Origin of the sequence: Nocardioides proteolyticus (genome assembly GCF_051280635.3) — a bacterium.
Classification (GTDB): Bacteria; Actinomycetota; Actinomycetes; order Propionibacteriales; family Nocardioidaceae; genus Nocardioides.
In genome coordinates this window covers 73,655-94,983 of record NZ_JBNBPO030000015.1, presented here as the reverse complement: position 1 = coordinate 94,983, position 21,329 = coordinate 73,655, and the positions used below count along the sequence as shown (strand labels likewise).

17 protein-coding genes and 1 riboswitch are annotated in these 21,329 nt (G+C 71.9%); of the genes, 14 read left to right on the top strand and 3 right to left on the bottom strand.

Going from position 1 to position 21,329, the window contains the following annotated elements; all coding sequences use genetic code 11:
- Positions 1-10 precede the first annotated feature (10 nt).
- A riboswitch (TPP riboswitch) is annotated at positions 11-133 on the top strand.
- From ACPOLA_RS10895 to ACPOLA_RS10865, 7 genes are all read left to right on the top strand, one after another.
- Positions 127-1,209 carry a thiamine ABC transporter substrate-binding protein gene (locus ACPOLA_RS10895; RefSeq protein ID WP_435770450.1) on the top strand — a complete coding sequence of 361 codons (1,083 nt, stop codon included), beginning with the start codon at positions 127-129 and terminating at the stop codon, positions 1,207-1,209. It overlaps the preceding riboswitch by 7 nt.
- Positions 1,209-2,912 (top strand): ABC transporter permease, encoded by a 1,704-nt coding sequence (locus ACPOLA_RS10890; protein ID WP_435770449.1) that lies wholly within the window; start codon positions 1,209-1,211, stop codon positions 2,910-2,912. The genes ACPOLA_RS10895 and ACPOLA_RS10890 overlap by 1 nt, the downstream gene beginning before the upstream one ends.
- On the top strand, positions 2,912-3,973 hold the full coding sequence (locus ACPOLA_RS10885; protein ID WP_435770448.1) for an ABC transporter ATP-binding protein: 1,062 nt from the start codon (positions 2,912-2,914) through the stop codon (positions 3,971-3,973). Before ACPOLA_RS10890 ends, ACPOLA_RS10885 begins: the two co-directional genes overlap by 1 nt.
- A gap of 17 nt (positions 3,974-3,990) precedes the next feature.
- Positions 3,991-5,067 carry a phosphatase PAP2 family protein gene (locus tag ACPOLA_RS10880; RefSeq protein ID WP_435770447.1) on the top strand — a complete coding sequence of 359 codons (1,077 nt, stop codon included), beginning with the start codon at positions 3,991-3,993 and terminating at the stop codon, positions 5,065-5,067.
- A 299-nt stretch (positions 5,068-5,366) separates the two neighbouring features.
- On the top strand, positions 5,367-6,656 hold the full coding sequence (locus tag ACPOLA_RS10875; protein ID WP_435770446.1) for a C40 family peptidase: 1,290 nt from the start codon (positions 5,367-5,369) through the stop codon (positions 6,654-6,656).
- Positions 6,657-6,753: 97 nt separating this feature from the next.
- Positions 6,754-8,742: an acyl-CoA dehydrogenase family protein gene (locus ACPOLA_RS10870; RefSeq protein WP_435770445.1), complete on the top strand. Its 1,989-nt coding sequence runs from the start codon at positions 6,754-6,756 to the stop codon at positions 8,740-8,742.
- Complete coding sequence (locus ACPOLA_RS10865) at positions 8,735-9,427, top strand: class I SAM-dependent methyltransferase (RefSeq protein ID WP_435770444.1); 693 nt, start codon at positions 8,735-8,737, stop codon at positions 9,425-9,427. Before ACPOLA_RS10870 ends, ACPOLA_RS10865 begins: the two co-directional genes overlap by 8 nt.
- Positions 9,428-9,603: 176 nt before the next feature.
- Here ACPOLA_RS10865 and ACPOLA_RS10860 read toward each other — a convergent pair whose 3' ends face one another.
- Positions 9,604-10,113: an inorganic diphosphatase gene (locus ACPOLA_RS10860; protein ID WP_435770443.1), complete on the bottom strand. Its 510-nt coding sequence runs from the start codon at positions 10,111-10,113 to the stop codon at positions 9,604-9,606.
- 126 nt (positions 10,114-10,239) lie between these two features.
- Between ACPOLA_RS10860 and dacB the strand changes: the two genes are divergently transcribed.
- From dacB to ACPOLA_RS10825, 7 genes are all read left to right on the top strand, one after another.
- Entirely contained in the window at positions 10,240-11,718 is a 1,479-nt protein-coding gene (gene dacB / locus ACPOLA_RS10855) for a D-alanyl-D-alanine carboxypeptidase/D-alanyl-D-alanine endopeptidase (RefSeq protein ID WP_435770442.1), read from the top strand.
- A gap of 52 nt (positions 11,719-11,770) precedes the next feature.
- Positions 11,771-12,832 carry a zinc-dependent metalloprotease gene (locus ACPOLA_RS10850; protein ID WP_435770441.1) on the top strand — a complete coding sequence of 354 codons (1,062 nt, stop codon included), beginning with the start codon at positions 11,771-11,773 and terminating at the stop codon, positions 12,830-12,832.
- A 12-nt stretch (positions 12,833-12,844) separates the two neighbouring features.
- Positions 12,845-13,825: a tRNA lysidine(34) synthetase TilS gene (gene tilS / locus ACPOLA_RS10845; RefSeq protein ID WP_435770440.1), complete on the top strand. Its 981-nt coding sequence runs from the start codon at positions 12,845-12,847 to the stop codon at positions 13,823-13,825.
- Positions 13,826-13,829: 4 nt separating this feature from the next.
- Entirely contained in the window at positions 13,830-14,381 is a 552-nt protein-coding gene (hpt, locus tag ACPOLA_RS10840; RefSeq protein ID WP_435770439.1) for a hypoxanthine phosphoribosyltransferase, read from the top strand.
- A 156-nt stretch (positions 14,382-14,537) separates the two neighbouring features.
- Positions 14,538-16,613 (top strand): ATP-dependent zinc metalloprotease FtsH, encoded by a 2,076-nt coding sequence (ftsH, locus tag ACPOLA_RS10835; RefSeq protein ID WP_435770438.1) that lies wholly within the window; start codon positions 14,538-14,540, stop codon positions 16,611-16,613.
- Positions 16,614-16,643: 30 nt separating this feature from the next.
- The gene (gene folE, locus ACPOLA_RS10830) at positions 16,644-17,237 is read left to right on the top strand and encodes a GTP cyclohydrolase I FolE (RefSeq protein ID WP_435770467.1); all 594 of its coding nucleotides are present in this window, start codon (positions 16,644-16,646) and stop codon (positions 17,235-17,237) included.
- 346 nt (positions 17,238-17,583) lie between these two features.
- Complete coding sequence (locus ACPOLA_RS10825; RefSeq protein ID WP_435770437.1) at positions 17,584-19,368, top strand: polysaccharide biosynthesis protein; 1,785 nt, start codon at positions 17,584-17,586, stop codon at positions 19,366-19,368.
- Positions 19,369-19,390: 22 nt separating this feature from the next.
- On the opposite strand, the gene ACPOLA_RS10820 is transcribed toward ACPOLA_RS10825, so the two are convergent.
- Positions 19,391-20,605 (bottom strand): O-antigen ligase family protein, encoded by a 1,215-nt coding sequence (locus ACPOLA_RS10820; RefSeq protein ID WP_435770436.1) that lies wholly within the window; start codon positions 20,603-20,605, stop codon positions 19,391-19,393.
- On the bottom strand, positions 20,580-21,314 hold the full coding sequence (locus ACPOLA_RS10815; protein ID WP_435770435.1) for a YveK family protein: 735 nt from the start codon (positions 21,312-21,314) through the stop codon (positions 20,580-20,582). Before ACPOLA_RS10815 ends, ACPOLA_RS10820 begins: the two co-directional genes overlap by 26 nt.
- Positions 21,315-21,329 lie beyond the last annotated feature (15 nt).

The following is a 21,329-nucleotide window of genomic DNA, read 5'->3' as shown; positions in this document are numbered from 1 at the left end:
AGAGTCGGGGAACGCAAGACAGGGGAGCACCACTGACTGGGTGCTGAGAGTGCGGGCCTGGATTTCCAGCAGCCGCAGACCCTCCGAACCTGCTCCGGTTAGCACCGGCGAAGGGAGTCACCACAGATGCGCGCGCGCAGCCACCGACCGACCGCCCACCTCCTGACCGGCCTCACCGCGGCGGCCCTCCTGGCGAGCGGCTGCTCGCTGGTGGGCACCGAGGACGAGGCCTCCGACCGCAGCACCGGCGCGGCCGACCGCTCCGTCACGCTGGTGACCCACGAGTCGTTCGCGCTCCCCGAGGAGCTCGTCGCGTCCTTCGAGGAGGAGAGCGGCTACCAGCTGGAGATCAGCAAGCTGGAGGACGCCGGAGCGCTCACCAACCAGCTGGTCCTCACCAAGGACAACCCCGTCGGCGACGTCGTCTTCGGCGTCGACAACACCTTCGCCACCCGCGCCGTGGAGGAGGGCGTGTTCGCGTCGTACGACCCGGAGCTGCCGGACGGCGCCGAGCGCTACGAGCTCGCCGGTGACGACGACGACGCGCTGACGCCGGTGGACACCGGCAACGTGTGCGTCAACGTCGACGACGCCTGGTTCGAGCGGGAGGGCATCCCCGCGCCCGAGTCCATCGACCAGCTCACCGACCCCGCCTACCGCGACCTCTTCGTGATCCCCGGCGCGAGCACCAGCTCCCCCGGCCTGGCCTTCCTGCTCGCCACGATCGGCGAGTACGGCGACGGGTGGCAGGCCTACTGGGAGGGCCTGATGGGCAACGGGGCCAAGGTGGTCAAGGGCTGGTCGGACGCCTACTTCACCGACTTCACCCACTCCGGCGGCGACCGGCCGATCGTGGTCTCCTACGACTCCTCCCCGGCCTTCACGCTGAGCAAGGACAAGTCGCGGTCGACCACCAGCGCGCTCCTCGACGCGTGCTTCGAGCAGGTGGAGTACGCCGGCGTCCTCGCCGGCGAGGAGACCAACGAGCCCGGCGCCGAGGCCGTGATCGACTGGCTGCTCTCGCCGGAGGTCCAGGCCGCGCTCCCGGAGGCGATGTACGTCTTCCCCGTGGCCGCCGACGCCGAGCTCCCTGCGGACTGGGCGAAGTTCGCCGAGCGGCCGGACGAGACGGTGGAGGTCGACCCCGCCGAGATCACCGACAACCGCGCGGACTGGCTGGAGCAGTGGACGGAGATCGTGTCGCGCTGATGCACCGCGTGCCCCGCTCCACCGCGCCGGCCCGGGCCGGCGGTGCCGACGGGGCCGCCCGCGGTGGCGTGCTGGCGCGCCGCGTGGCGTACGCCGCCCTGGCCACGGTGCCGGTCGCGGTGTTCGCGGTCTTCTTCGTGGTGCCCGTCTGGGCGATGCTCGAGCGCGGCCTCCTTCCCGACGGGCGGTTCGAGCCGGGCGCCGTGCTCGAGGTGCTGGCGCGTCCGCGCACCGGCCGGGTGGTGTGGTTCACCGTCTGGACGAGCAGCGTCGCCACCGTGATCGCGGTGCTGCTCGGGGTGCCCGCCGCCTACGTCCTGCACCGGCTGCGGTTCCCGGGCCGGGGCGTCGTACGCGCGGCGCTGCTGGTGCCGTTCGTGCTGCCGACGGTCGTCGTCGGCCTCGCCGTGCGTGAGCTGATCTCGACCTCGGGACCGCTGGGCTTCCTCGGGCTCGACGGCACCCCCGCCGCGATCGTCATCGGCCTGGTGTTCTTCAACGTCGCCGTGGTGATCCGCACCGTCGGCGTCGCCTGGGAGAGCCTCGACCGCCGACCCGGCGAGGCCGCCGCCACGCTGGGCGCGTCTCCCGGCCGGGTGTTCCGCACGGTCACCCTCCCGGCGCTGCGGCCGGCGATCGTCTCCGCCGCCAGCGTGGTCTTCCTGTTCTGCGCGACCGCGTTCGGCGTGGTGCTGGTGCTCGGCGGCGTGCGGTACTCCTCGGTCGAGACCGAGATCTACCTGCTCACCGCCGACCTCCTCGACCTGCAGGCCGCGGCCGCGCTCTCCCTGGTGCAGATGCTGGCCGTCGTCGCGCTGCTCGTCGTGGTGGGCCGGCTGCGCGCCGTACCGGACCCGACCGTCCGGCGGGCCGTCGCCATCCCCGCCCGACCGCAGGTGCGCGACCTGCCCGTCGTGGCGCTGACCGCGCTGACCCTCGGGGCGGTCGCGCTGCCCGTGCTCACGCTGGTGACCGCCTCCCTCCGGCACGACGGCGCATGGAGCCTGGCCAACTACCGGGCGATGGCCGCCTCGGCCGACGGCCTGCTGCAGGTCTCGGTGGTGGACGCCCTCCTCGCGTCGCTGCGGATCGCCGTCGACGCGACCTGGATGTCGCTCGCACTGGGCCTGATCGTCGCGTTCGTCGTCACTCGTCGCACTCGCACCCGGACCGGCCGGCGGCTGCGGTCGGTGCTCGACGGGTTCTTCATGCTGCCCCTGGGCGTCTCGGCGGTGACGCTCGGCTTCGGCTTCCTCATCGCGCTCGACGAGCCGCCGCTCGACCTCCGGGCGAGCCCGCTGCTGGTGCCGGTCGCGCAGGCCCTGGTGGCGCTCCCGCTCGTGGTCCGCACCCTGGTGCCGGTGCTCGCCGGCATCGACGATCGGCAGCGGCAGGCCGCCGCCTCGCTGGGCGCCGGGCCGCTGCGGACGGTCCTGACCGTCGACCTCGCCGTCGTCTGGCGTCCGCTGCTGGCGGCCGCCGGCTTCGCCTTCGCCGTGTCGCTGGGGGAGTTCGGCGCCACCTCGTTCATCGTGCGGCCCGAGCAGCCGACGCTGCCCGTGGTCATCTACCGGCTGCTCGGCCATCCGGGTGCCCTCAACTACGGCACCGCGATGGCCGCCGCCGTCGTCCTCGCCACCGTCACGGCCGCCGTGATCTTGGTCGTCGAGCGGCTGCGCGTGCCCGGAACCGGAGCCTGGTGATGCTCGAGCTGCGCGACGTCTCGGTGACGTTCGACGGCCAGGCCGCGGTGGACCGCGTCGACCTCACGGTCACGGACGGCTCGGTGCTCGCCGTGCTCGGCCCCTCCGGCTGCGGCAAGTCCACCCTGCTGCGCGCGGTCGCGGGCCTGGAGCCGCTGTCCACCGGCAGCCTCCGGTGGGACGGCGCCGACCTCGGCGGCACCCCCACCCACAAGCGCGGCTTCGCGCTGATGTTCCAGGACGGCCAGCTCTTCGACCACCTGACCGTGGCGCGCAACGTCGGCTACGCGCTGCGTCTCCGGGGCCTCTCCCGCTCCGAGACCCGGTCGGAGGTGGCCGACCTGCTCGACCTCGTCGGGCTCGGCCGGTACGGCGACCGGCTCCCCCGCACCCTGTCCGGCGGCGAGCGGCAGCGGGTCGCCCTGGCGCGCTCGCTGGCCGCGAGACCGCGGCTGCTGCTGCTCGACGAGCCGCTCAGCGCCCTCGATGCCGGGATGCGCGAGCGCCTCGCTGGCGACCTGCGCCGGATCCTCGTGGAGTCCCGCACGACGGCGCTGCTGGTCACGCACGACCAGGCCGAGGCGTTCACCGTCGCCGACCGGCTCGCGGTGATGCGCGCGGGCCGGGTGGTGCAGGAGGGGCCGACCGAGGAGGTGTGGCGTGGGCCGGCCGACGCGGAGACCGCCCTGTTCCTCGGCTACACCCGGGTCGTGTCGGGGCCGGCGGCCGCCGCGCTGCTCGCGATGGCCGGGGGGCACGGAGGTGCCGCCGACGGGGCGTCCGGCGCGGCCGCCGCGGGGGCGCCCGGTGGGGCCGCTGTCGCGGTCCGGCCGTCCGCGGTCAGGGTCGGCCCCCCGCCCGCCGGGAGCGGCGCCGGACCCGAGCGCGGTGCGGCGGGCGTCGTACGGGCGTTCCGGCTGGCGCCGGACGCCGGGCGGGCGGTGGTGGCGGTCGACGGCGTCGGCGACCTCGACGCGCTCGCCGCACCCGGCTGGTCGGCCGAGCCGGGCGACCGGGTGGCGGTCCGGGTGGACCGTCGCGGTCTGGTGATCCTTCCCTGACCCCTAGACTCCCTCGGGTGTACCGCCGCGCCTATACCCTCCTGATCGCCACGGCGCTGGTCATGGGCGTGCTCACCGTCATCATCGCGTTCCGCTACGACCGGCCGATCCTCGACCCGGAGGGCAGCTTCCTCGGACCGTCGTACATCCGGCTGCCGCTGCTGCTGATCGGAGCGCTGCTGCTCGACCTGCTGCCGCTCACCCTGTGGCGCGCGCACGGCCGGCCGAGCCGGATCGTGCCGATCGCCCGCGAGCGGCTGCGGACGCACTGGACCCGCGAGCGGTTCACCCTCGTCGGCATCGGCGTGATCAGCTTCTACATCACCTACGTCGGCTACCGGAACATCAAGTCCTACCTGCCGTTCGTGCGCTCGGACCCCAACGCGGCCCCCGGCGAGGTCAAGGCCCTGTCCTACGATCGCGAGCTGCACATCATGGACAAGGTCATGTTCTTCGGCCACGACCCGAGCGACGTGCTGCACGCCGTCTTCGGCACCAACGTCGCCGCCCACGTGCTGTCCCCGATCTACCTCGCCTTCCTCCCGCTGGTGCCGCTCGGCGTCACCGCGTGGCTGGTGTGGTCGCGCAACCTGTCGTTCGGCTACTGGTTCGTCACCTCGCAGTGCCTGGCCTGGTCGCTGGGCACCCTGTCGTACTACCTGCTGCCGTCCCTGGGCCCCGGCATCGCCTACTGGCCGGAGTACACCGGCCTCGCCCACACCGGCACCACCGACCTGATGAACTCGATCGTCAGTGCCCGGGGCAACGTGCTCTACGGCGGCGTGACGGGATCGGTGAACTCCGTCGCCGGCTTCGCCAGCCTGCACACCGCGATCACCCTGCTCTTCGCACTGATCGTGCAGTACACGCTGCGCTCGAAGGTGCTCAAGTGGATCTTCTGGGTGAACTTCGGGCTGACCATCATCGCCACCCTGTACTTCGGCTGGCACTACGTCGCCGACGACATCGCCGGCGTGGCGATCGCGGTCGTGGCCTTCTACCTCGGCGGCATCGCCAGCGGGCAGAAGTTCGACCGCCACCTGCACTCCCACCCCACCACGACCACGTCGAAGGTGCCGATCGACGCCGACTGACGGCCCTGCAGTCAGCGTCCGGGGCGACCGACCCTTCCGGGTCGATCGCGGACGACACGCCGGCGCCCCGACCCCTACGGCAGCCGCACAGCTCGCGCCGCGCGTGGCGGGAGCGCTCTCGGCCCGGGAGGGTCGGTCGCACGGGACGCGGAGCCGCTCGGCACGGCACCTGGCGCCGGGCGCGGCCACCGAGCTCGAAAGTTACACCGCTGTAGTTCGTCAAGCCGACACGCCGGTGTCTTGTGAGAAATCTGAGATTCCTGTTCCTTCTGTGACGAATGATCACTACGGTGACGCGAGTGCTCACCTCTCGGCTCGGGACCGGCCTGCTCGCACTCGCGCTCGGCGCCGCCGCGTTGGCGCCCAGCGCCCAGGCCGAGCCGAGTGACCCGGACGCGCCGTCGGCGGGCGAGGTGCGCGCGGCGCGGGAGCGCGCGGACGCGGCGGTGTCTGACGTCGAGCGGGTGCAGCAGCTGCTCGACCGCGCCGCGGCCGAGGTGGAGGCGGCGTACGTCGCGGCCGGCAAGGCGGCCGAGGCCTACAACGGCGCGCGGTGGCGGGCTGCCGAGGCACGGCGGGACGAACGGCGGGCGGTCCGCCGCTCCGCCCGCGCCGACCGGGTCCTCGCGGCCGAGGAGGAGAGCTATCGCGACGTCGTGATCCGGACGCTCGGGCCGGGCGTCGAGCTCGGCGCGCTGGATGCCCTGATCACGGCCGACGGGGTGGGCACGCTTCTGGAGCGGTCGTCGGCCGGCGGCCACGTGCAGGCGCTGCTCGACCAGCGCCACGACGACTACGCCGCCGCCGCGGCGGAGGCGGCCGACGCGGAGAGCGCCGCCACCGAGGCCGCCGCGGACGCGGACGCCGCGCTCGACGAGGCGGCGGTCGCCAAGGAGGCGGCGGAGGTGGCCGCCGCCGAGGCGACGGCCAGCGCTGACCGGATCGAGCGCCGGCGCGAGCGGCTGGTGCGCCGGCTCGCGCGCCTTGAGGGGATCAGCGTCGAGCTCGCCCAGGAGCGGCAGGTCGCACTCGGGGCGGACCGCGACCGGGATGCCACGGCTCAGCCCGCGCAGGGGAGCGGCGGAACGCCCGGCGGTGATCCGACGTCCGACCCGACACCCGACCCGCCGGCCGGGGCGTCGACCGGGCCGGAGCCTGCCCCCGACCGGGGCAACGGGGAGCCCGAGCCGGACCCCGTCGTACCGGACGAGCCGCCGGTGAGCGACGGCGACGGCGCCGCGCGGGCGGTCGCCTACGCGCGTGACCAGCTCGGCGAGCCCTACGTGTGGGGGGCGGCCGGGCCGCGGGCGTGGGACTGCTCCGGGCTCACGTCGCGAGCGTGGGCGGCCGGCGGCAAGCAGCTGCCGCACTACTCGGTCGCGCAGTACGAGCAGGCGACGCCGATCACGGCCGGCCGGCTGCGTCCGGGCGACCTGGTCTTCTGGAGCGACGGTGGCCCGGGCGAGATCTTCCACGTCGCGCTCTACACCGGCGGCGGCCGGATCATCCACGCGCCGCGGACCGGCCGCCCGGTGACCGAGGAGTCGATGTACTACTGGCGCGCGCCGGACTTCTTCGCCCGCCCCTGACACCGCTGCCTGACCTGCTGCCTCTCCTGCCGCCTGACCCGCTGCCGCGGGCCGCGGGTCGGGACGACGGATCGGTGGGTTCGCTAGGTTCGGGACCATGCCAGACCTGAACTCCGCCGAGGAGTGGCCGACCCCCAAGGTCGACGTCGACGAGCTCACCCGCGTCCTCGACGGGAGGTACGCCGAGGTCCGCGCCGCCGTGCGCGAGGCGCTGCCGGGCTACGCCTCGGTGCTCGAGGACGCCGAGACGATGACGCAGGCGGAGTTCCGCGAGCGGGTCAAGGACGTCGTGCTCGAGCTCGCGTCGACCGGTGCGACCGGCATGGGCTTCCCCAAGGAGTACGGCGGCGGCGGCGACATCGGCGCCTCGGTCGCCGCCTTCGAGTCGCTGGCCTACGGCGACCTCTCGGTGCTGGTGAAGGTCGGCGTGCAGTTCGGCCTGTTCGGCGGCGCGATCCTCCAGCTCGGCACGCAACGCCACCACGACGCCTACCTGGCGGACCTGGTCTCCGGCAGGCTGCTCGGCTGCTTCGCGATGACCGAGACCGGCCATGGCAGCAACGTGCAGGCGCTCGGCACCGTCGCGACCTACGACCCGGAGACCGCGGAGTTCGTGATCACCACGACCGAGCCGGACGCCTGCAAGGACTACATCGGCAACGCGGCCGAGCACGCTCGGGTGGCCGTGGTGTTCGCCCAGCTCGAGGTGGCGGGGGAGCGGCACGGGGTGCACGCGCTCGTCGTACCGCTGCGCGACGAGGCGGGCGCCGTCCTGCCGGGCATCCGGATCGAGGACGACGGCCCCAAGATGGGCCTCAACGGCGTCGACAACGGGCGGATCTGGTTCGACCCCGACGGCACGGTGCGGGTGCCGCGGGAGAACCTGCTCAACCAGTTCGCCGACGTCACCGAGGACGGCACCTACGTCAGCGACATCGAGAGCCCCGGCCGCCGGTTCTTCACCATGCTCGGGACGCTCGTCCAGGGTCGGGTGTCGGTGAGCGCGGCCGGCATCTCCGCCGCCAAGGTCGCGCTCACCATCGCGGTCCACTACGGGCTGCGTCGCCGCCAGTTCGAGGCGACCAGCGAGGACACCGAGGAGCTGCTCCTCGACTACGGGCTCCACCAGCGTCGGCTCCTCCCGCTGCTGGCTCGCACCTATGCGCTGCACTTCGCCCAGGAGGTGCTCATCGACGACCTCCACGCCGTGTTCTCCGGCCACGTCACCGACGACGAGTCCCGGCGGCTGCTGGAGTCGCGCGCGGCCGGCACGAAGGCGCTGGCCACTTGGCTGGCGACCGGCACCATCCAGGAGTGCCGGGAGGCGTGCGGCGGCGCGGGCTACCTCTCGGAGAACCGCTTCGCCGCCCTGAAGGCCGACACCGACGTGTTCGCCACCTTCGAGGGCGACAACCACGTGCTGCTCCAGCTGGTGGCCAAGGGCCTGCTCACCGACTACGCGAGCGACTTCGAGGACCTCGACCAGCTGGGCATGGTCCGGTTCGTGGCCGGGCTCGCGGTGGAGACGGTGCTCGAGCGGACCCGCGCCCACCAGCTCCTGGAGGGCATCCGCGACCTGCTGCCCGGCGGTGGCGGCGGTGGCGACTGGGACACCGACGCCGGCCTGCTCGACCCCGACTACCACCTGGCGATGTACCGCTTCCGGGAGGAGCACATGATCGGCGGCGTCGCCCGCCGGCTCAAGCGGGGCGTGGACGAGGGGATGAACCCCGGCGAGGTCTTCTCCCGGGTGCAGGACCACGTGATCGCCGCGGCGCGCGCCCACGTCGAGCGCCTGGTCCTGGAGGCGTTCGTCGAGAAGGTCGCCTCGCTCGAGGACGGCGACCTCAAGCTGGCGCTGAACCTGCTGTGCGACCTCCACGCGCTGTCGGGCATCGAGGCCGACCGTGCGTGGTTCATGGAGCACGGCCGGCTCACCGTCCAGCGCTCCAAGGCGATCAGCCGCGAGGTCGGCGACCTGTGCCGCCGGGTGCGGCCGATCGCCGCCGACCTGGTCGACGGCTTCGCCATCCCGCGCGAGATGCTGCGTGCCGAAGCCCTGATCGGCGAGGGGCCGGGTGCCTGACGTGCTCGGAGGGCTGGTGTCGAAGGTGCCGGGCCTCGGCGGCTGGGCCGACGACCCGCTGTGGGCGAGCTTCTACGACTGGACCGTCGAGCACCCACGGGCCGGCGGCCTGGTGTGGCGGGTGGGCATCGACAGCGACCTCCGGTGCCTCTACCGCGCGGCCGCCGAGATCGGGCGGCAGCCGCCGGGCGCGCGGATCCTCGACATCCCGTGCGGCGGCGGCGTGGCCCTGCGCGGGCTCAAGCCCGGCCAAGGCGTCGAGTACGTCGCCGCCGACATCGCCCCCACGATGCTGGACCGGACGATGCGGTCGGCGGAGCGGCGCGGAGTCGCCGACCAGGTGCACCCGCAGGTCGCCGACGCCGGCGACCTGCCCTTCGCCGACTCCTCCTTCGACCTGGTGGTCTCCTTCACCGGGCTGCACTGCTTCCCCGACCCCGCCCGCGCCGTGGTGGAGATGGCCCGGGTGCTCAAGCCCGGCGGCGTGGTCACCGGCAGCGCCGTGCTCAACGACTCCGGGCTGCGGCACCGTCCGGTCCGCCTGGTCGGCCGCGCCGCCGGCCTCCTCGGCCCCGGCTGCACCAGCGAGGACCTCGACCTGTGGCTCGGCGCCCAGGGCATCGCCGACATCATGATCGAGATGAGCGGCGCCATCGGCTACTTCCGCGGCGTCAAGCGCGCCTGACCCCCACCGCCGACGTGGGGCTCGCGCCCCGCGAGCTGTGGCTTGCGTCCCCCGAGTTGGGCCTTACGTACGTCGACTTGGGGTTTGCGTCCGTCGAGTCCGCAGCTCGCGGGGCGGAAACCCCAGCTCGCGGGGCGGAAACCCCAACTCGCGCAGAGGGGAGGGGAAGCGAGGGGTCAGTGACCGTTGGTCTTGAAGCGCTCGAAGGAGGCCTGGACCTCGGCCTCGGCCTCGACCCGGCCGACCCAGTCGGCGCCCTCGACGGACTTGCCGGGCTCGAGGTCCTTGTAGACCTCGAAGAAGTGCTGGATCTCCAGGCGGTCGAAGTTGGGCACGTGGTTGATGTCGCGCAGGTGCTCCATGCGGGGGTCGCCGGCCGGGACGCAGAGGACCTTGTCGTCGCCGCCGGCCTCGTCGGTCATCCGGAACATGCCGATGGCGCGGCACTTGATCAGGCAGCCGGGGAACGTGGGCTCCTGGAGGAGCACGAGCGCGTCGAGCGGGTCGCCGTCGAGGCCGAGGGTGTCCTCGATGTAGCCGTAGTCGGCGGGGTACATCGTCGAGGTGAACAGGAAGCGGTCCAGGCGCATCCGGCCGCTCTCGTGGTCGACCTCGTACTTGTTGCGGCTCCCCTTGGGGATCTCCACGAGCACGTCGAACTCCAGCACTGGCTTCCTCCACTTCATGGCCTGGCACGGGGGTCCACCACGCGCGTGCAACCGGCCCCGGTCCTCTGATCGCGTCATTGTCCCGCACAATGGCCCCGGACACGCAGTCGGGGAGACTGCGAGACGCACGCACGCGAGGGGACCGTGGCCGACAAGGACGACGAGCGTCGCTCGGGGCGCCTGAGGACCGCGCTCGCGGCACTGCTCGTGGTCGCGCTCGTCGCGGCCGGTGGCCTCGCCTGGCGGACCGGGTGGGCGGGCGACGCGTGGGACCGGCTGCGTGGGCACGGCGAGCCCTCCGCCGACCCGGCCGCGATCGCGCCGCCTCCGGAGCTGGACCTGCCGGGCGTCGTACGGCCGCGGCGGCTGGCGCGCGCCGCCGACGGGTCCGGCCCGCTCGACCGCGCGGCGCTGGACCGGGCGCTCGCCCCCCTCCAGGACCCCGACCTGGGGCGGCACGTGATCGCCGCGGTCGGGCCGCTCGACGGCGACGGTGTCGCGTGGCGGGCGGCGGAGGGCGCGCGGGTGGCCGTGCCGGCGTCCACGACGAAGATCGTGACCTCGGCCGCCGCGCTGTTCCTGCTCGGCCCCGACCGCAGGTTCGAGACGACGACGGTGCTCGACACCACCGGCGCGACGCCCAGGCTGGTCCTGGTCGGCGGCGGCGACCCCTACCTCGCCCGCGAGCCCGACGACCGGGGGCGGCCGTCCGGACCGACGTTCCAGCCCGACCGGGCCGACGTACGCACGCTGGCGCGGCGCACGGCCCGGGCGCTGAAGGCCGAGGGGGTGCGGCGGGTGGAGCTGGCCTACGACGACACGCTCTTCACCGGTCCGCAGGTGCACCCCACGTGGGAGCCCGACTACATCCCCGACGACGTGGTGTCCCCGATCAGCTCGCTGTGGGTCGACCAGGGGCGCGAGGCGGACAGCTTCGACCGGGTCGCCGACCCGGCGGCCACGGCGGCGGCGGAGTTCGGCCGGGCGCTGCAGCGGTACGGCGTCGAGGTCGCCGGCGAGCCGGTCCGTGGCACGGCCCCGCCCTCGGCTGCTCCCGTCGGCAAGGTCCGCGGGCCCGACGTCGCCGCGATCGTGCAGCGGGTGCTCGAGGCGAGCGACAACGAGGCCGCGGAGGTGCTGCTGCGCCATGTCGGGCTCGCCGACCAGGGCAGCGGCTCCTTCGACGCGGGCCAGGCCGCGGTCGAGCGGGTGCTGACCGCCAACGGCATCGACGTCGCCGGCACCGTGCTGTACGACGGCAGCGGCCTCTCCCGTGCCAGCCGGATCGCCCCGTCGGTGCTCCTGGACGTGCTGCGGCTCGCCGCGTCCGAGGAGCACCCCGACCTGCGGCCGGTGCTCACCGGCCTGCCGGTCGCCGCGTTCACGGGGTCGCTCAGCGAGCGGATGGACCGGGCGCCGGCCGCGGGCCGGGGGCGGGTGCGGGCGAAGACCGGCACGCTGACCGGCGTCACCTCGCTGGCGGGGATCGCGGTCGACCTCGACGGCAACCTGATGGTCTTCGCGCTGCTGGCCGACCGGGTGCGCAAGCCGAAGGAGGGGCTGGCCCGGATCGCGATGGACAACGCCGCCGCGGGTCTGGGGGCGTGCCGGTGCGGGCGCTGAGCCGGCCCCGCAGGGTGGCGCGCCCTCACCGCCCCCGGCCTAGGCTTCCCGCATGACCGGACCGTCCGCAGAGCTGCCCTCCGTGATCGACTGGGGGTTCGCGGTGGCGCTCGGCTCCCGGATCGCCGGCGAGGGCCCGTCGGTGTCGCGGGCGGAGGCGGCCGACGCCGTCGACGAGCTGCGGGCCGGCGCCCACCGGTCGACCGGGCTGGTCCGGGAGTTCACCGGTCTGGACGCGCCCGACGGGACCGCGCCGATCCTGGTCGTCGACCGGCCGGGCTGGGTCCAGGCCAACGCCGAGGGCTTCGAGGTCGCGACCCGGCCGATGGTCCGCAAGATGCTCGAGGACAAGCAGCCGAGCGGGATCGGCCTGCGGATCGGCGCCAAGGTGACCGGCGCCGAGGTCGGCGGGCTGCTCGGCTTCCTCGCCGGCAAGGTGCTCGGCCAGTTCGACCCGTTCGGCCAGCCGGAGGCCGCACCCCACGGCCGCCTGCTGCTCGTCGCGCCCAACATCGTCCACGTGGAGCGCGAGCTCGAGGTGGACCCCCACGACTTCCGGCTGTGGGTCTGCCTCCACGAGGAGACCCACCGGGTCCAGTTCACGGCGGTGCCGTGGATGCGCGACCACCTCTTCTCCGAGATCGAGGCCATCAGCGCGACCGTCGAGCCGGCCAGCCTGCTCGAGGGCGGCCTCGAGCGGATCATCGACGCGGTGAAGGAGGGCCGCCGGGGCGGCAGCATCATCGACATGGTGAGCACGCCCGAGCAGCGCGAGGTGATCGACCGGGTGACCGGCATGATGTCGCTGCTGGAGGGCCACGCCGACGTGGTGATGGACGACGTCGGGCCGACGGTGATCCCGAGCGTCGTGGAGATCCGCAAGAAGTTCACCAAGCGCCGCCAGGGCGTCGGCACCCTCGACCGGATCCTCCGCCGCCTGCTGGGGCTGGACGCCAAGATGGCGCAGTACCGCGACGGCGCCCACTTCGTCCGCTCGGTCGTCGACAAGGTCGGCATGGAGGAGTTCAACGCCGTCTGGGCGGGCCCGCAGAACCTGCCCAGCAAGGCCGAGCTCGGCGACCCCGAGGGCTGGGTCCGCCGGGTCCTCAGCTAGCCGGTCGGGACCGTGGGTCTCCACCCCGCCGTCGCCGCCGTGCGCCAGGGAGTACGACGCTCGCTGGCGCCCCTGCCGCCCGGCAGCTCGGTGGTGGTCGCCTGCTCCGGCGGCCCCGACTCGCTGGCGCTGCTGAGCGCGGCGGTCTTCGAGGCCCGCGGCCCCGGGGTCCGGGTCATCGGCGCGACCGTCGACCACGGCCTCCAGGACGGCTCCGCCGAGCATGCCGCGCGGGTGGTGCGGCAGATGGCGGACCTCGGCGCCGACGAGACGGCCGCGACCCGGGTCCGGGTCGACCCGGCCGGGCTCGGCCCGGAGGCGGCCGCGCGGCGCGCCCGGTACGCCGTCCTCGAGCAGCTTCGTGAGCACTTCGGTGCCGCTCGGGTGCTGCTCGGGCACACGCGCGACGACCAGGCCGAGACGGTGCTGCTCGGCCTGACCCGCGGCTCCGGCGCGCGCAGCCTGGCGGGCATGCGCCGCTCGTTCGACCACTACGACCGCCCGCTGCTCGACGTGGCCCGGGCCGACACCGTCGCGGCCTGCCTCGCGGAGGGCATCGGGTTCTGGGACGACCCGCACAACAGCGACCCGGGCTTCACCCGGGTGCGGGTGCGCCAGCGGGTGCTGCCCGTGCTGGAGGAGGAGCTCGGACCGGGGATCGCCGCGACCCTCGCCCGCACCGCCGACCAGGTGCGCGCCGACGTGGAGGCCCTCGACCAGATCGCCGGGCAGGCGCACGAGGAGCTCGCGGGGCCGGCGGGCCTCCCGGTGGCGTCGCTCGCCGGACTGGCGCCGGCCGTCGCCACGCGGGTGCTGCGGCTCGCCTCGCTGGCGGCCGGGGCCCGTGACGCCGAGCTGTTCCACGTGCACGTGACCGCGCTCCACGCGCTGGTCGCCGGCGCCGGCCGCGGCGAGGTGCAGCTGCCCGGCCACGTCACCGGCGTCGTGGAGGACGGCCACCTGCGGTTCCGCCCGACCGCTGTGCCATCCTGACGCCATGGACGCATCAGACGTCGCGGACGACCTGGTCGAGGTGCTGTTCACCGAGGAGCAGATCCTCGAGCGGATCGGCCAGCTGGCCAAGGAGATCGAGCGCGACTACGACGGGCTCGACCTCGTCCTGGTCGGCGTGCTCCGCGGCGCGGTGATGGTCATGGCCGACCTCTCCCGCGCCCTCGACAAGCACGTCGAGATGGACTGGATGGCGGTGTCGTCGTACGGCTCCGGCACCAAGTCCTCGGGCGTGGTGCGGATCCTCAAGGACCTCGACGCCGACATCACCGGCCGCCACGTGCTGATCGTCGACGAGATTATCGACACCGGCCTGACGCTCTCCTGGCTCACCTCCAACCTGAGCTCCCGGGGCCCGGCGAGCGTGGAGATCGCCACGCTCCTGCGGAAGCCGGAGGCGCTGCAGATGCCGGTGGAGGCCAAGTACGTCGGCTGGGACATCCCCAACGAGTTCGTCGTCGGCTACGGCCTGGACTACCGCGAGCGCTACCGCAACCTGCGCGACATCGCGACGCTCTCGCCGTCGGTCTACTCCTGACCCGCCCGGCGCGGAACCAGGAGACGTCGCGGGACGTTGGTCCTGAGTACGGCTGCCGGCTCCGGCTGCGGGTTCACCATGGACCGGACAGAATGATGGAGTGCGACGGCGTGTACCGTCGTCTGTCCTCATCCAACTGTGGGAGCGGGTAAGTCTGTGAAGCGCGTGTTCAGGGGGCCCTGGCTCTGGATCGTCGTGGCGGTCCTGGCCGTGCTCCTCGCCCTGGAGTTCGTGGCGCCCGGCGGCGGCCACGACGAGATCCCGACCTCCCAGCTGGCGAAGTACATCGAGCAGGGCGAGGTCGACGAGATCACGTTCATCGACGGTGACCAGAAGATCGAGGCGACCCTCGACGAGGGCACCCGCGACGCGGGCGACCAGGTCATGTCCTACTACATCCAGGGCCAGCAGGAAGGGCTCATCCAGGCGGTCGACCGGCAGATCGAGGCCGGCGAGATCGAGGAGTCCGACTCCAAGAACCCCCAGCCCGGCTTCCTGAGCTCGCTGCTGGTCACGCTGCTGCCGATCGCCCTCATCATCTTGGTGTTCATCTTCCTGATGAACAGCATGCAGGGCGGTGGCCGGGGCGTGATGCAGTTCGGCAAGTCCAAGGCCAAGATGATCACCAAGGACATGCCGAAGACCACGTTCAGCGACGTGGCCGGCTGTGACGAGGCGATCGAGGAGCTCGGCGAGATCAAGGAGTTCCTCTCCGAGCCCGCCAAGTTCCAGGCGGTCGGCGCCAAGATCCCCAAGGGTGTGCTGCTCTACGGCCCGCCCGGCACCGGCAAGACGCTGCTGGCGCGTGCGGTCGCGGGCGAGGCCGGCGTGCCGTTCTACTCGATCTCCGGCTCGGACTTCGTCGAGATGTTCGTCGGCGTCGGCGCCTCCCGGGTCCGCGACCTGTTCGAGCAGGCGAAGGAGAACGCCCCGGCGATCGTCTTCATCGACGAGATCGACGCCGTCGGCCGCCACCGCGGCGCCGGCATGGGCGGCGGCCACGACGAGCGGGAGCAGACCCTCAACCAGCTCCTCGTCGAGATGGACGGCTTCGACGTGCGCGGCGGCGTGATCCTGATCGCCGCCACCAACCGTCCCGACGTGCTCGACCCCGCACTGCTGCGACCGGGCCGGTTCGACCGCCAGATCGGGGTCGACGCCCCCGACCTCGCCGGCCGCACCCGGATCCTGCAGGTCCACGCCCGCGGCAAGCCGCTCGCGCCCGACGTCGACCTGGTCGCCGTGGGCCGCCGCACCCCGGGCTTCTCCGGCGCCGACCTGGCCAACGTGCTCAACGAGGCGGCGCTGCTCACCGCGCGCAGCAACGAGAAGCTGATCACCTCCTCCGCCCTCGACGAGGCGATCGACCGGGTGATCGCCGGCCCGCAGCGTCGTACTCGCCTGATGAGCGAGAAGGAGAAGCTGATCACCGCCTACCACGAGGGCGGTCACGCGCTCGTGGCCGCGGCGCTGCCGGGCACCGACCCGGTCCACAAGATCACCATCCTCCCGCGGGGCCGGGCGCTGGGCTACACCATGGTGCTGCCCGACGAGGACAAGTACTCCCAGCCGCGGTCGGCGATGCTCGACCAGCTCGCCTACATGCTCGGCGGCCGGGCCGCCGAGGAGCTGGTGTTCCACGACCCGACCACGGGTGCCGGCAACGACATCGAGAAGGCCACCAACCTGGCCCGGGCGATGGTGACGCAGTACGGCATGACCGAGCGGCTCGGTGCGATCAAGCTCGGGGAGTCCAACTCCGAGCCGTTCCTCGGCCGCGACCTGGGCCACTCGCGGAACTACTCCGAGGCAGTCGCCGCGGTGGTCGACGAGGAGACCAAGAAGCTGCTCGTCGCCGCCCACCAGGAGGCGTTCGACATCCTCCACGAGAACCGCGACGTCCTCGACGCGCTGGTGCTGGCCCTGCTCGACAAGGAGACGCTCGACAAGGAGGAGGTCGCGGCGGTCTTCGAGCCGCTGCGCCGCCGTCCCGAGCGGCCGGCCTGGACCGGCTCCGACACCCGGGTGCCCTCGCAGGTGCCGCCGGTGGAGATCCCCGAGGAGATCCGCAGGCGCGCCCAGCAGAACGGCAACCCGGTCAACGGCGCGGAGCCGGAGTCCGACAGCGGCCAGATCCTCACCCCGCCCGGACCCGGCGGCGACGTGTACGGCGGCTCGCCGGTCGCTCCTCCGAACGACCCGAAGCCCCCGCAGCCGCCGGTCGGCAGCTGACCCGTGGCCGACCCGATCTTCGCTCCCGAGGTGGAGCCCGACGACGTCCCGCCGTTCGACCACGAGCGGGCGGAGGCGGCCGTGCGCGAGCTGCTCATCGCGATCGGCGAGGACCCCGACCGCGAGGGGCTCCTCGAGACGCCGGCGCGGGTCGCCCGCGCCTACGCCGAGCTCACGCAGGGCATCCGGATGCGGCCGGAGGACGTGCTCACCACGACCTTCGACATCGGGCACGACGAGATGGTGCTGGTGCGCGACATCGAGCTGTGGTCGATGTGCGAGCACCACCTGGTGCCGTTCACCGGCGTGGCGCACGTCGGCTACATCCCCGCCGACACGGGCAAGATCACCGGTCTCTCCAAGCTGGCGCGGCTGGTCGACCTCTACGCCCGGCGCCCGCAGGTCCAGGAGCGCCTCACCACCCAGGTGGCCGACTCGCTGATGGAGATCCTCGAGGCCCGCGGCGTGATCGTGGTGATCGAGGCCGAGCACCTCTGCATGACGATGCGCGGGGTCCGCAAGGCCGGCGCCCGCACGATCACCTCCGCGGTGCGCGGCAGCTTCCTCACCGAGCCCGCGACCCGCGCCGAGGCGATGGCCCTGATCCACAGCCCGCGAGGCTGAGCGACCGCCGCAAGACCTTTCCTGACGCGCCGCTGCCCGCCGCGAGCCGTCCGTCTCGTCTACCGCCGGGCCCCGCGCGCGGCACGAGGATCTCCAACTGACCCCTATCGGTGCGGATCAGTCGCCTGCCGCGGATCGAACGCCAACCTAGACCCAACCTCATGAGAGAACTCGTCCGTCCAGAGCCGTCAGGTTGGCGATCTCAGCATGAATCGAAGTCGTGCACCTTATGCTGGGCAGCATTGAGTGCTGTCCGTTACGTGCTTAGCGAGCCAATCTTGGGGGGAACTTCGCCGTGCGCGACCTAGATCGTCTGAACACCATGCTCCGACGCCATCGAGTGGGTGTGCTGGTCAGCACGGATGTCCTCTCCCTTGGAGCGGCCTTTGCTGGACTGTTGTACGTCCGCTACTCGGAGCCAGGGGCGGCCCCGCGAGCGTCGGCCGTCATGCTTTGCGGCGTCGCCATCGGCGCCCACCTCGGACTGGGGTGGCTGGCGAAGATCTACCGGGGCAGATCGCTCGTTGGAAATGCCGAAGAGACCGTCGCGCTTGGGACGGTAGCACTCGCAGTAGGGGCGCTGACGTACCTCGCCAACCACCTGGTTCAGCCGCAAATGGTTGCCAGAACAGTGGCGTTCGGTGCTCCGTTGGTTGGCGTGGCGCTCATGGTTCTCGCGCGGGCGGGCTGGCGTGCCTACGCGCTTCAGGCCGGTTGGGTCCGGAGCGAACAGAGCCGGCGGACGGTCATCGTGGGAGCTGGCGAAGGTGGACGGCAGCTGGTCAGCTCGATGGTCAGCACCGCCAACTCGCCGTTCCTTCCCGTGGCGTTCCTCGACGACGATCCATGGCGTCGCCACTTCCGATTCAAGGGTGTGGCCGTGAGAGGCACACTGGGCGATCTCGAATCTGTGGTTGCTCGGGACGCGATCGACACGGTGGTGGTTGCCATCCCGTCCGCTGACAGCGAACTGATAGCGGCCATCTCGGACAGGTGCGCGCGACTCGACGTCGATCTCAAGGTCTTGCCGCCCGTGGAGGACCTCTTCGAGGGCAAGGTAAGCATTCGCGACGTCCGTGACATCGATATCGCCGATATTCTGGGCCGGAGTGCCATCGAGACGGACCTAGACTCGATCGCCCATTTCTTGAACGGCAAGCGCGTGCTGGTTACCGGTGCCGGCGGGTCCATCGGGTCGGAACTGTCGCGCCAGATCTCTCGGTGGCACCCGGCTGAGCTGATGATGCTCGATCGTGACGAGTCTGGTCTCCATGGCGTCCAGTTGTCGCTTCACGGGCGTGCATTGCTCGACTCGCCGGACGTGATCCTTTGCGACATCCGCGACGCCGCGGCCCTCCAAGCGGTATTCGAGGCACGACGACCGGAGGTTGTCCTCCACGCCGCCGCGCTCAAGCACCTTCCGATGTTGGAGCAGTACCCGCTCGAGGCGGTCAAGACCAACGTGATGGGGACGGCCAACGTCCTCATGGCCGCGGAGCGCGCGGGCGTCGAAAGGTTCGTCAACATCTCCACTGACAAGGCAGCCGACCCGGTCAGTGTCCTTGGCTTCTCAAAGCGGATCGCCGAGCGGCTGACGGCCGACTTCGCGGCGCGCGCACAGGGCACCTACATCAGTGTCCGGTTCGGCAACGTGCTGGGCAGTCGAGGGTCGGTCCTGACTACGTTCGCGGCCCAAATCGCAAACGGCGGACCCGTGACCGTCACCCACCCCGACGTCACCCGCTACTTCATGACCGTCGGCGAAGCGGTGCAGCTAGTGCTTCAGGCCGGCGCGGTCGGCAGGGACGGCGAAGTGCTCATCCTGGACATGGGGGAGCCTGTCCGCATCGACGATGTGGCTCGCGAGCTCATCCGTCAGTCGGGACGGCAGATCGATCTCGTCTACACCGGACTGCGTGAGGGCGAGAAGCGAGAGGAGATTCTTCGCTCGAGAGGTGAACACGACCATCGGCCCTCCCACCCGCTCATCTCCCACGTCACCGTGCCCCCGGTGAGCGTCGAGGCGGCGCGGAGACTCCCGACAACCGGGCCCAGCGGGGAGGTGGTCGCTGCGCTTCGGAACCTCGCCTTGCAGCCGCAGGCCGCCTCCCAGGTGCGGCGCGTCCTCTGAGTCTCCGCTGCAGCGGCGTCGGTCAGGAGCCGGCGAGCGTCTCGCGGTGCTCGTGTGCTGGCACCCGTCGGGCGGAGGCTGCATGGAGGGCGACCGCCAGGAAGACCCACAGAAAACGCGAGTCGTAGTAGCTGCCGGACACCATGGCAGACGTCAGGACGACCACCGCGCACGACGCGAACAAGACAGTCATCGGATCGTGCCAGCGACCTTCCAGGATCCCGACGGCGGCGACCAGGCCGATCGTCAAGAAGATCAGACCGACGGCGCCCCCCTCGGCCGCAATCTGAAGGACGAGGTTATGAGGATAGGGATGCGGTCCCTGGGTCTGCTCCTGAAATCCTTGGAGGCCGACGCCGGTGACTGGATGCGAGGCGAACAGCATGAGCGCTTCAGAGAAGAGGGATTCGCGTCCGGAGCTGTACCCCTGCTCGAAGGTGAGGTCCAAGAGCCGATTCTCGATCGTCGACCGGACGACGTCTCCGTAGCGCAGCAACACCAGAGTCGTGCCGACAGCGAGTGATCCCAGTGCCCAGACGACCTGCCCTCGGGTGGCTCGCCGCAGGACGGGTAGGAGCACAACGGAGGCGATGACGCCGGCCAACATCGCTCCGCGGGACCCTGAAGCGACGGTCGCGGCGAGCAGGATCGGCACCGCGACGAGGAGCGCGGCGGGGGCACGCTCGAGGACGACAAGACCAACGAGAGCGATGGCCCCGATCAGCGTCATCCGGCTGAAGACGTTCGGACCGCTGCCGAACGCCATGGCGCGTTCTCCCACAGCCGAGCCGGCGAGCGCCGCGACGGCGTAGATCGCGCCGGCGACTGCTGCGCACCACAGCAGCGTGCGCGCGGTGCCGCGGGGGTCCAGGCGCATGAGCAGAATCGTCGCCGCGGTGATCAACGCCATGCAGCACAGGTCGATGATCGCGTTCCACGTTTCCGGCAGGGCGGCGCCCCACAGGCCGGTGGCCAACATGTAGAGCAAGGGAAGCTGGATGCAGATGGCGCCGGCGACGGGAGGCCGCAAGGGCGGGTTCGCTGCTGCCAGGACGATCACGGCCAGTGTGACCAACAACGTTGCCGCGAGCCGTTCGGGAATGATCAGCGGGTTGGCGAGACCCAGGTCCTCGAAGGACAGGCTGCCCGCGAGCAGGAGGACGAAGAGCAGCACGACCAGAGGTCGGTGCAGCGCGATGCGGGACGTCTCCTCAGGCATTGCGGCGACGGCCGCCATGCCTGCGACGAGAAGCCGGAGCAGGCGACGAGGCGTCCGCCGTGCTGCCCTCTGGAGAGCGGGACGCGGGGTCGATCGCACCAGGAGAGGAGCTCGGGACGCTCGCCCCCTTCGGCCTCCGATAACGCAGGACCGCGATGGCACCGCCGATCACGAGACCGAGCAGCACGCCCAGGATCGCGTTTCGTATCGGCTGCGGAGAGGCGGGCTCGGCGGGCTCGGCCGCAGGATCCAGGACTACTGCCTGCAGCACGGGACCAGCGAGTTGAGAGTCGGACTCGGTGTCGCTGACGTAGTCGACCAACCCCTCCGCGGTCAGTTGTGCGAGTTCCCGGGACGTGGTCGCGGACCCGGAGCGTGCGCGGATCGTGATGATCGTCGACCCGTCGGACACCTGGACGCCGATGACGTCGGTCCAGTCGTTCAGACCGATGTCCGTCTGGACGTCCTCGAGGACCAGTTCCGCCATGAGTTCACTCGTTACCAGCTCCGCATACAAGCCCACCATCTTCTCGGCGAGTAGCTGGCCCTGGTAGGCGTCGGTGGGCGTGTCGCTCGGCGTGGCGGCGATGAGAACCCTGGACGAGGACTCGTACTTGACCGGCGCCAGGAACGATCCCGCCAGGGCGAGACTCGCCGTCACGACGACGGCGATCAGGACCGCCCACCAGCTCCGGCGTAGCGCACGCCAATAGTCTGCGATGTCCATCCGAGAGGTCTCGTT

Bases quoted from the DNA above. Each gene is read 5' to 3' on its own strand.
- ACPOLA_RS10890 (WP_435770449.1), top strand. From the start codon at position 1,209: ATGCACCGCGTGCCCCGCTCCACCGCGCCGGCCCGGGCCGGCGGTGCC.
- ACPOLA_RS10895 (WP_435770450.1), top strand. From the start codon at position 127: ATGCGCGCGCGCAGCCACCGACCGACCGCCCACCTCCTGACCGGCCTC.
- ACPOLA_RS10860 (WP_435770443.1), bottom strand. From the start codon at position 10,113: ATGAAGTGGAGGAAGCCAGTGCTGGAGTTCGACGTGCTCGTGGAGATC.
- ACPOLA_RS10885 (WP_435770448.1), top strand. From the start codon at position 2,912: ATGCTCGAGCTGCGCGACGTCTCGGTGACGTTCGACGGCCAGGCCGCG.
- ACPOLA_RS10870 (WP_435770445.1), top strand. From the start codon at position 6,754: ATGCCAGACCTGAACTCCGCCGAGGAGTGGCCGACCCCCAAGGTCGAC.
- hpt (WP_435770439.1), top strand. From the start codon at position 13,830: ATGGACGCATCAGACGTCGCGGACGACCTGGTCGAGGTGCTGTTCACC.
- ACPOLA_RS10820 (WP_435770436.1), bottom strand. From the start codon at position 20,605: ATGGCGGCCGTCGCCGCAATGCCTGAGGAGACGTCCCGCATCGCGCTG.
- ACPOLA_RS10850 (WP_435770441.1), top strand. From the start codon at position 11,771: ATGACCGGACCGTCCGCAGAGCTGCCCTCCGTGATCGACTGGGGGTTC.
- ACPOLA_RS10815 (WP_435770435.1), bottom strand. From the start codon at position 21,314: ATGGACATCGCAGACTATTGGCGTGCGCTACGCCGGAGCTGGTGGGCG.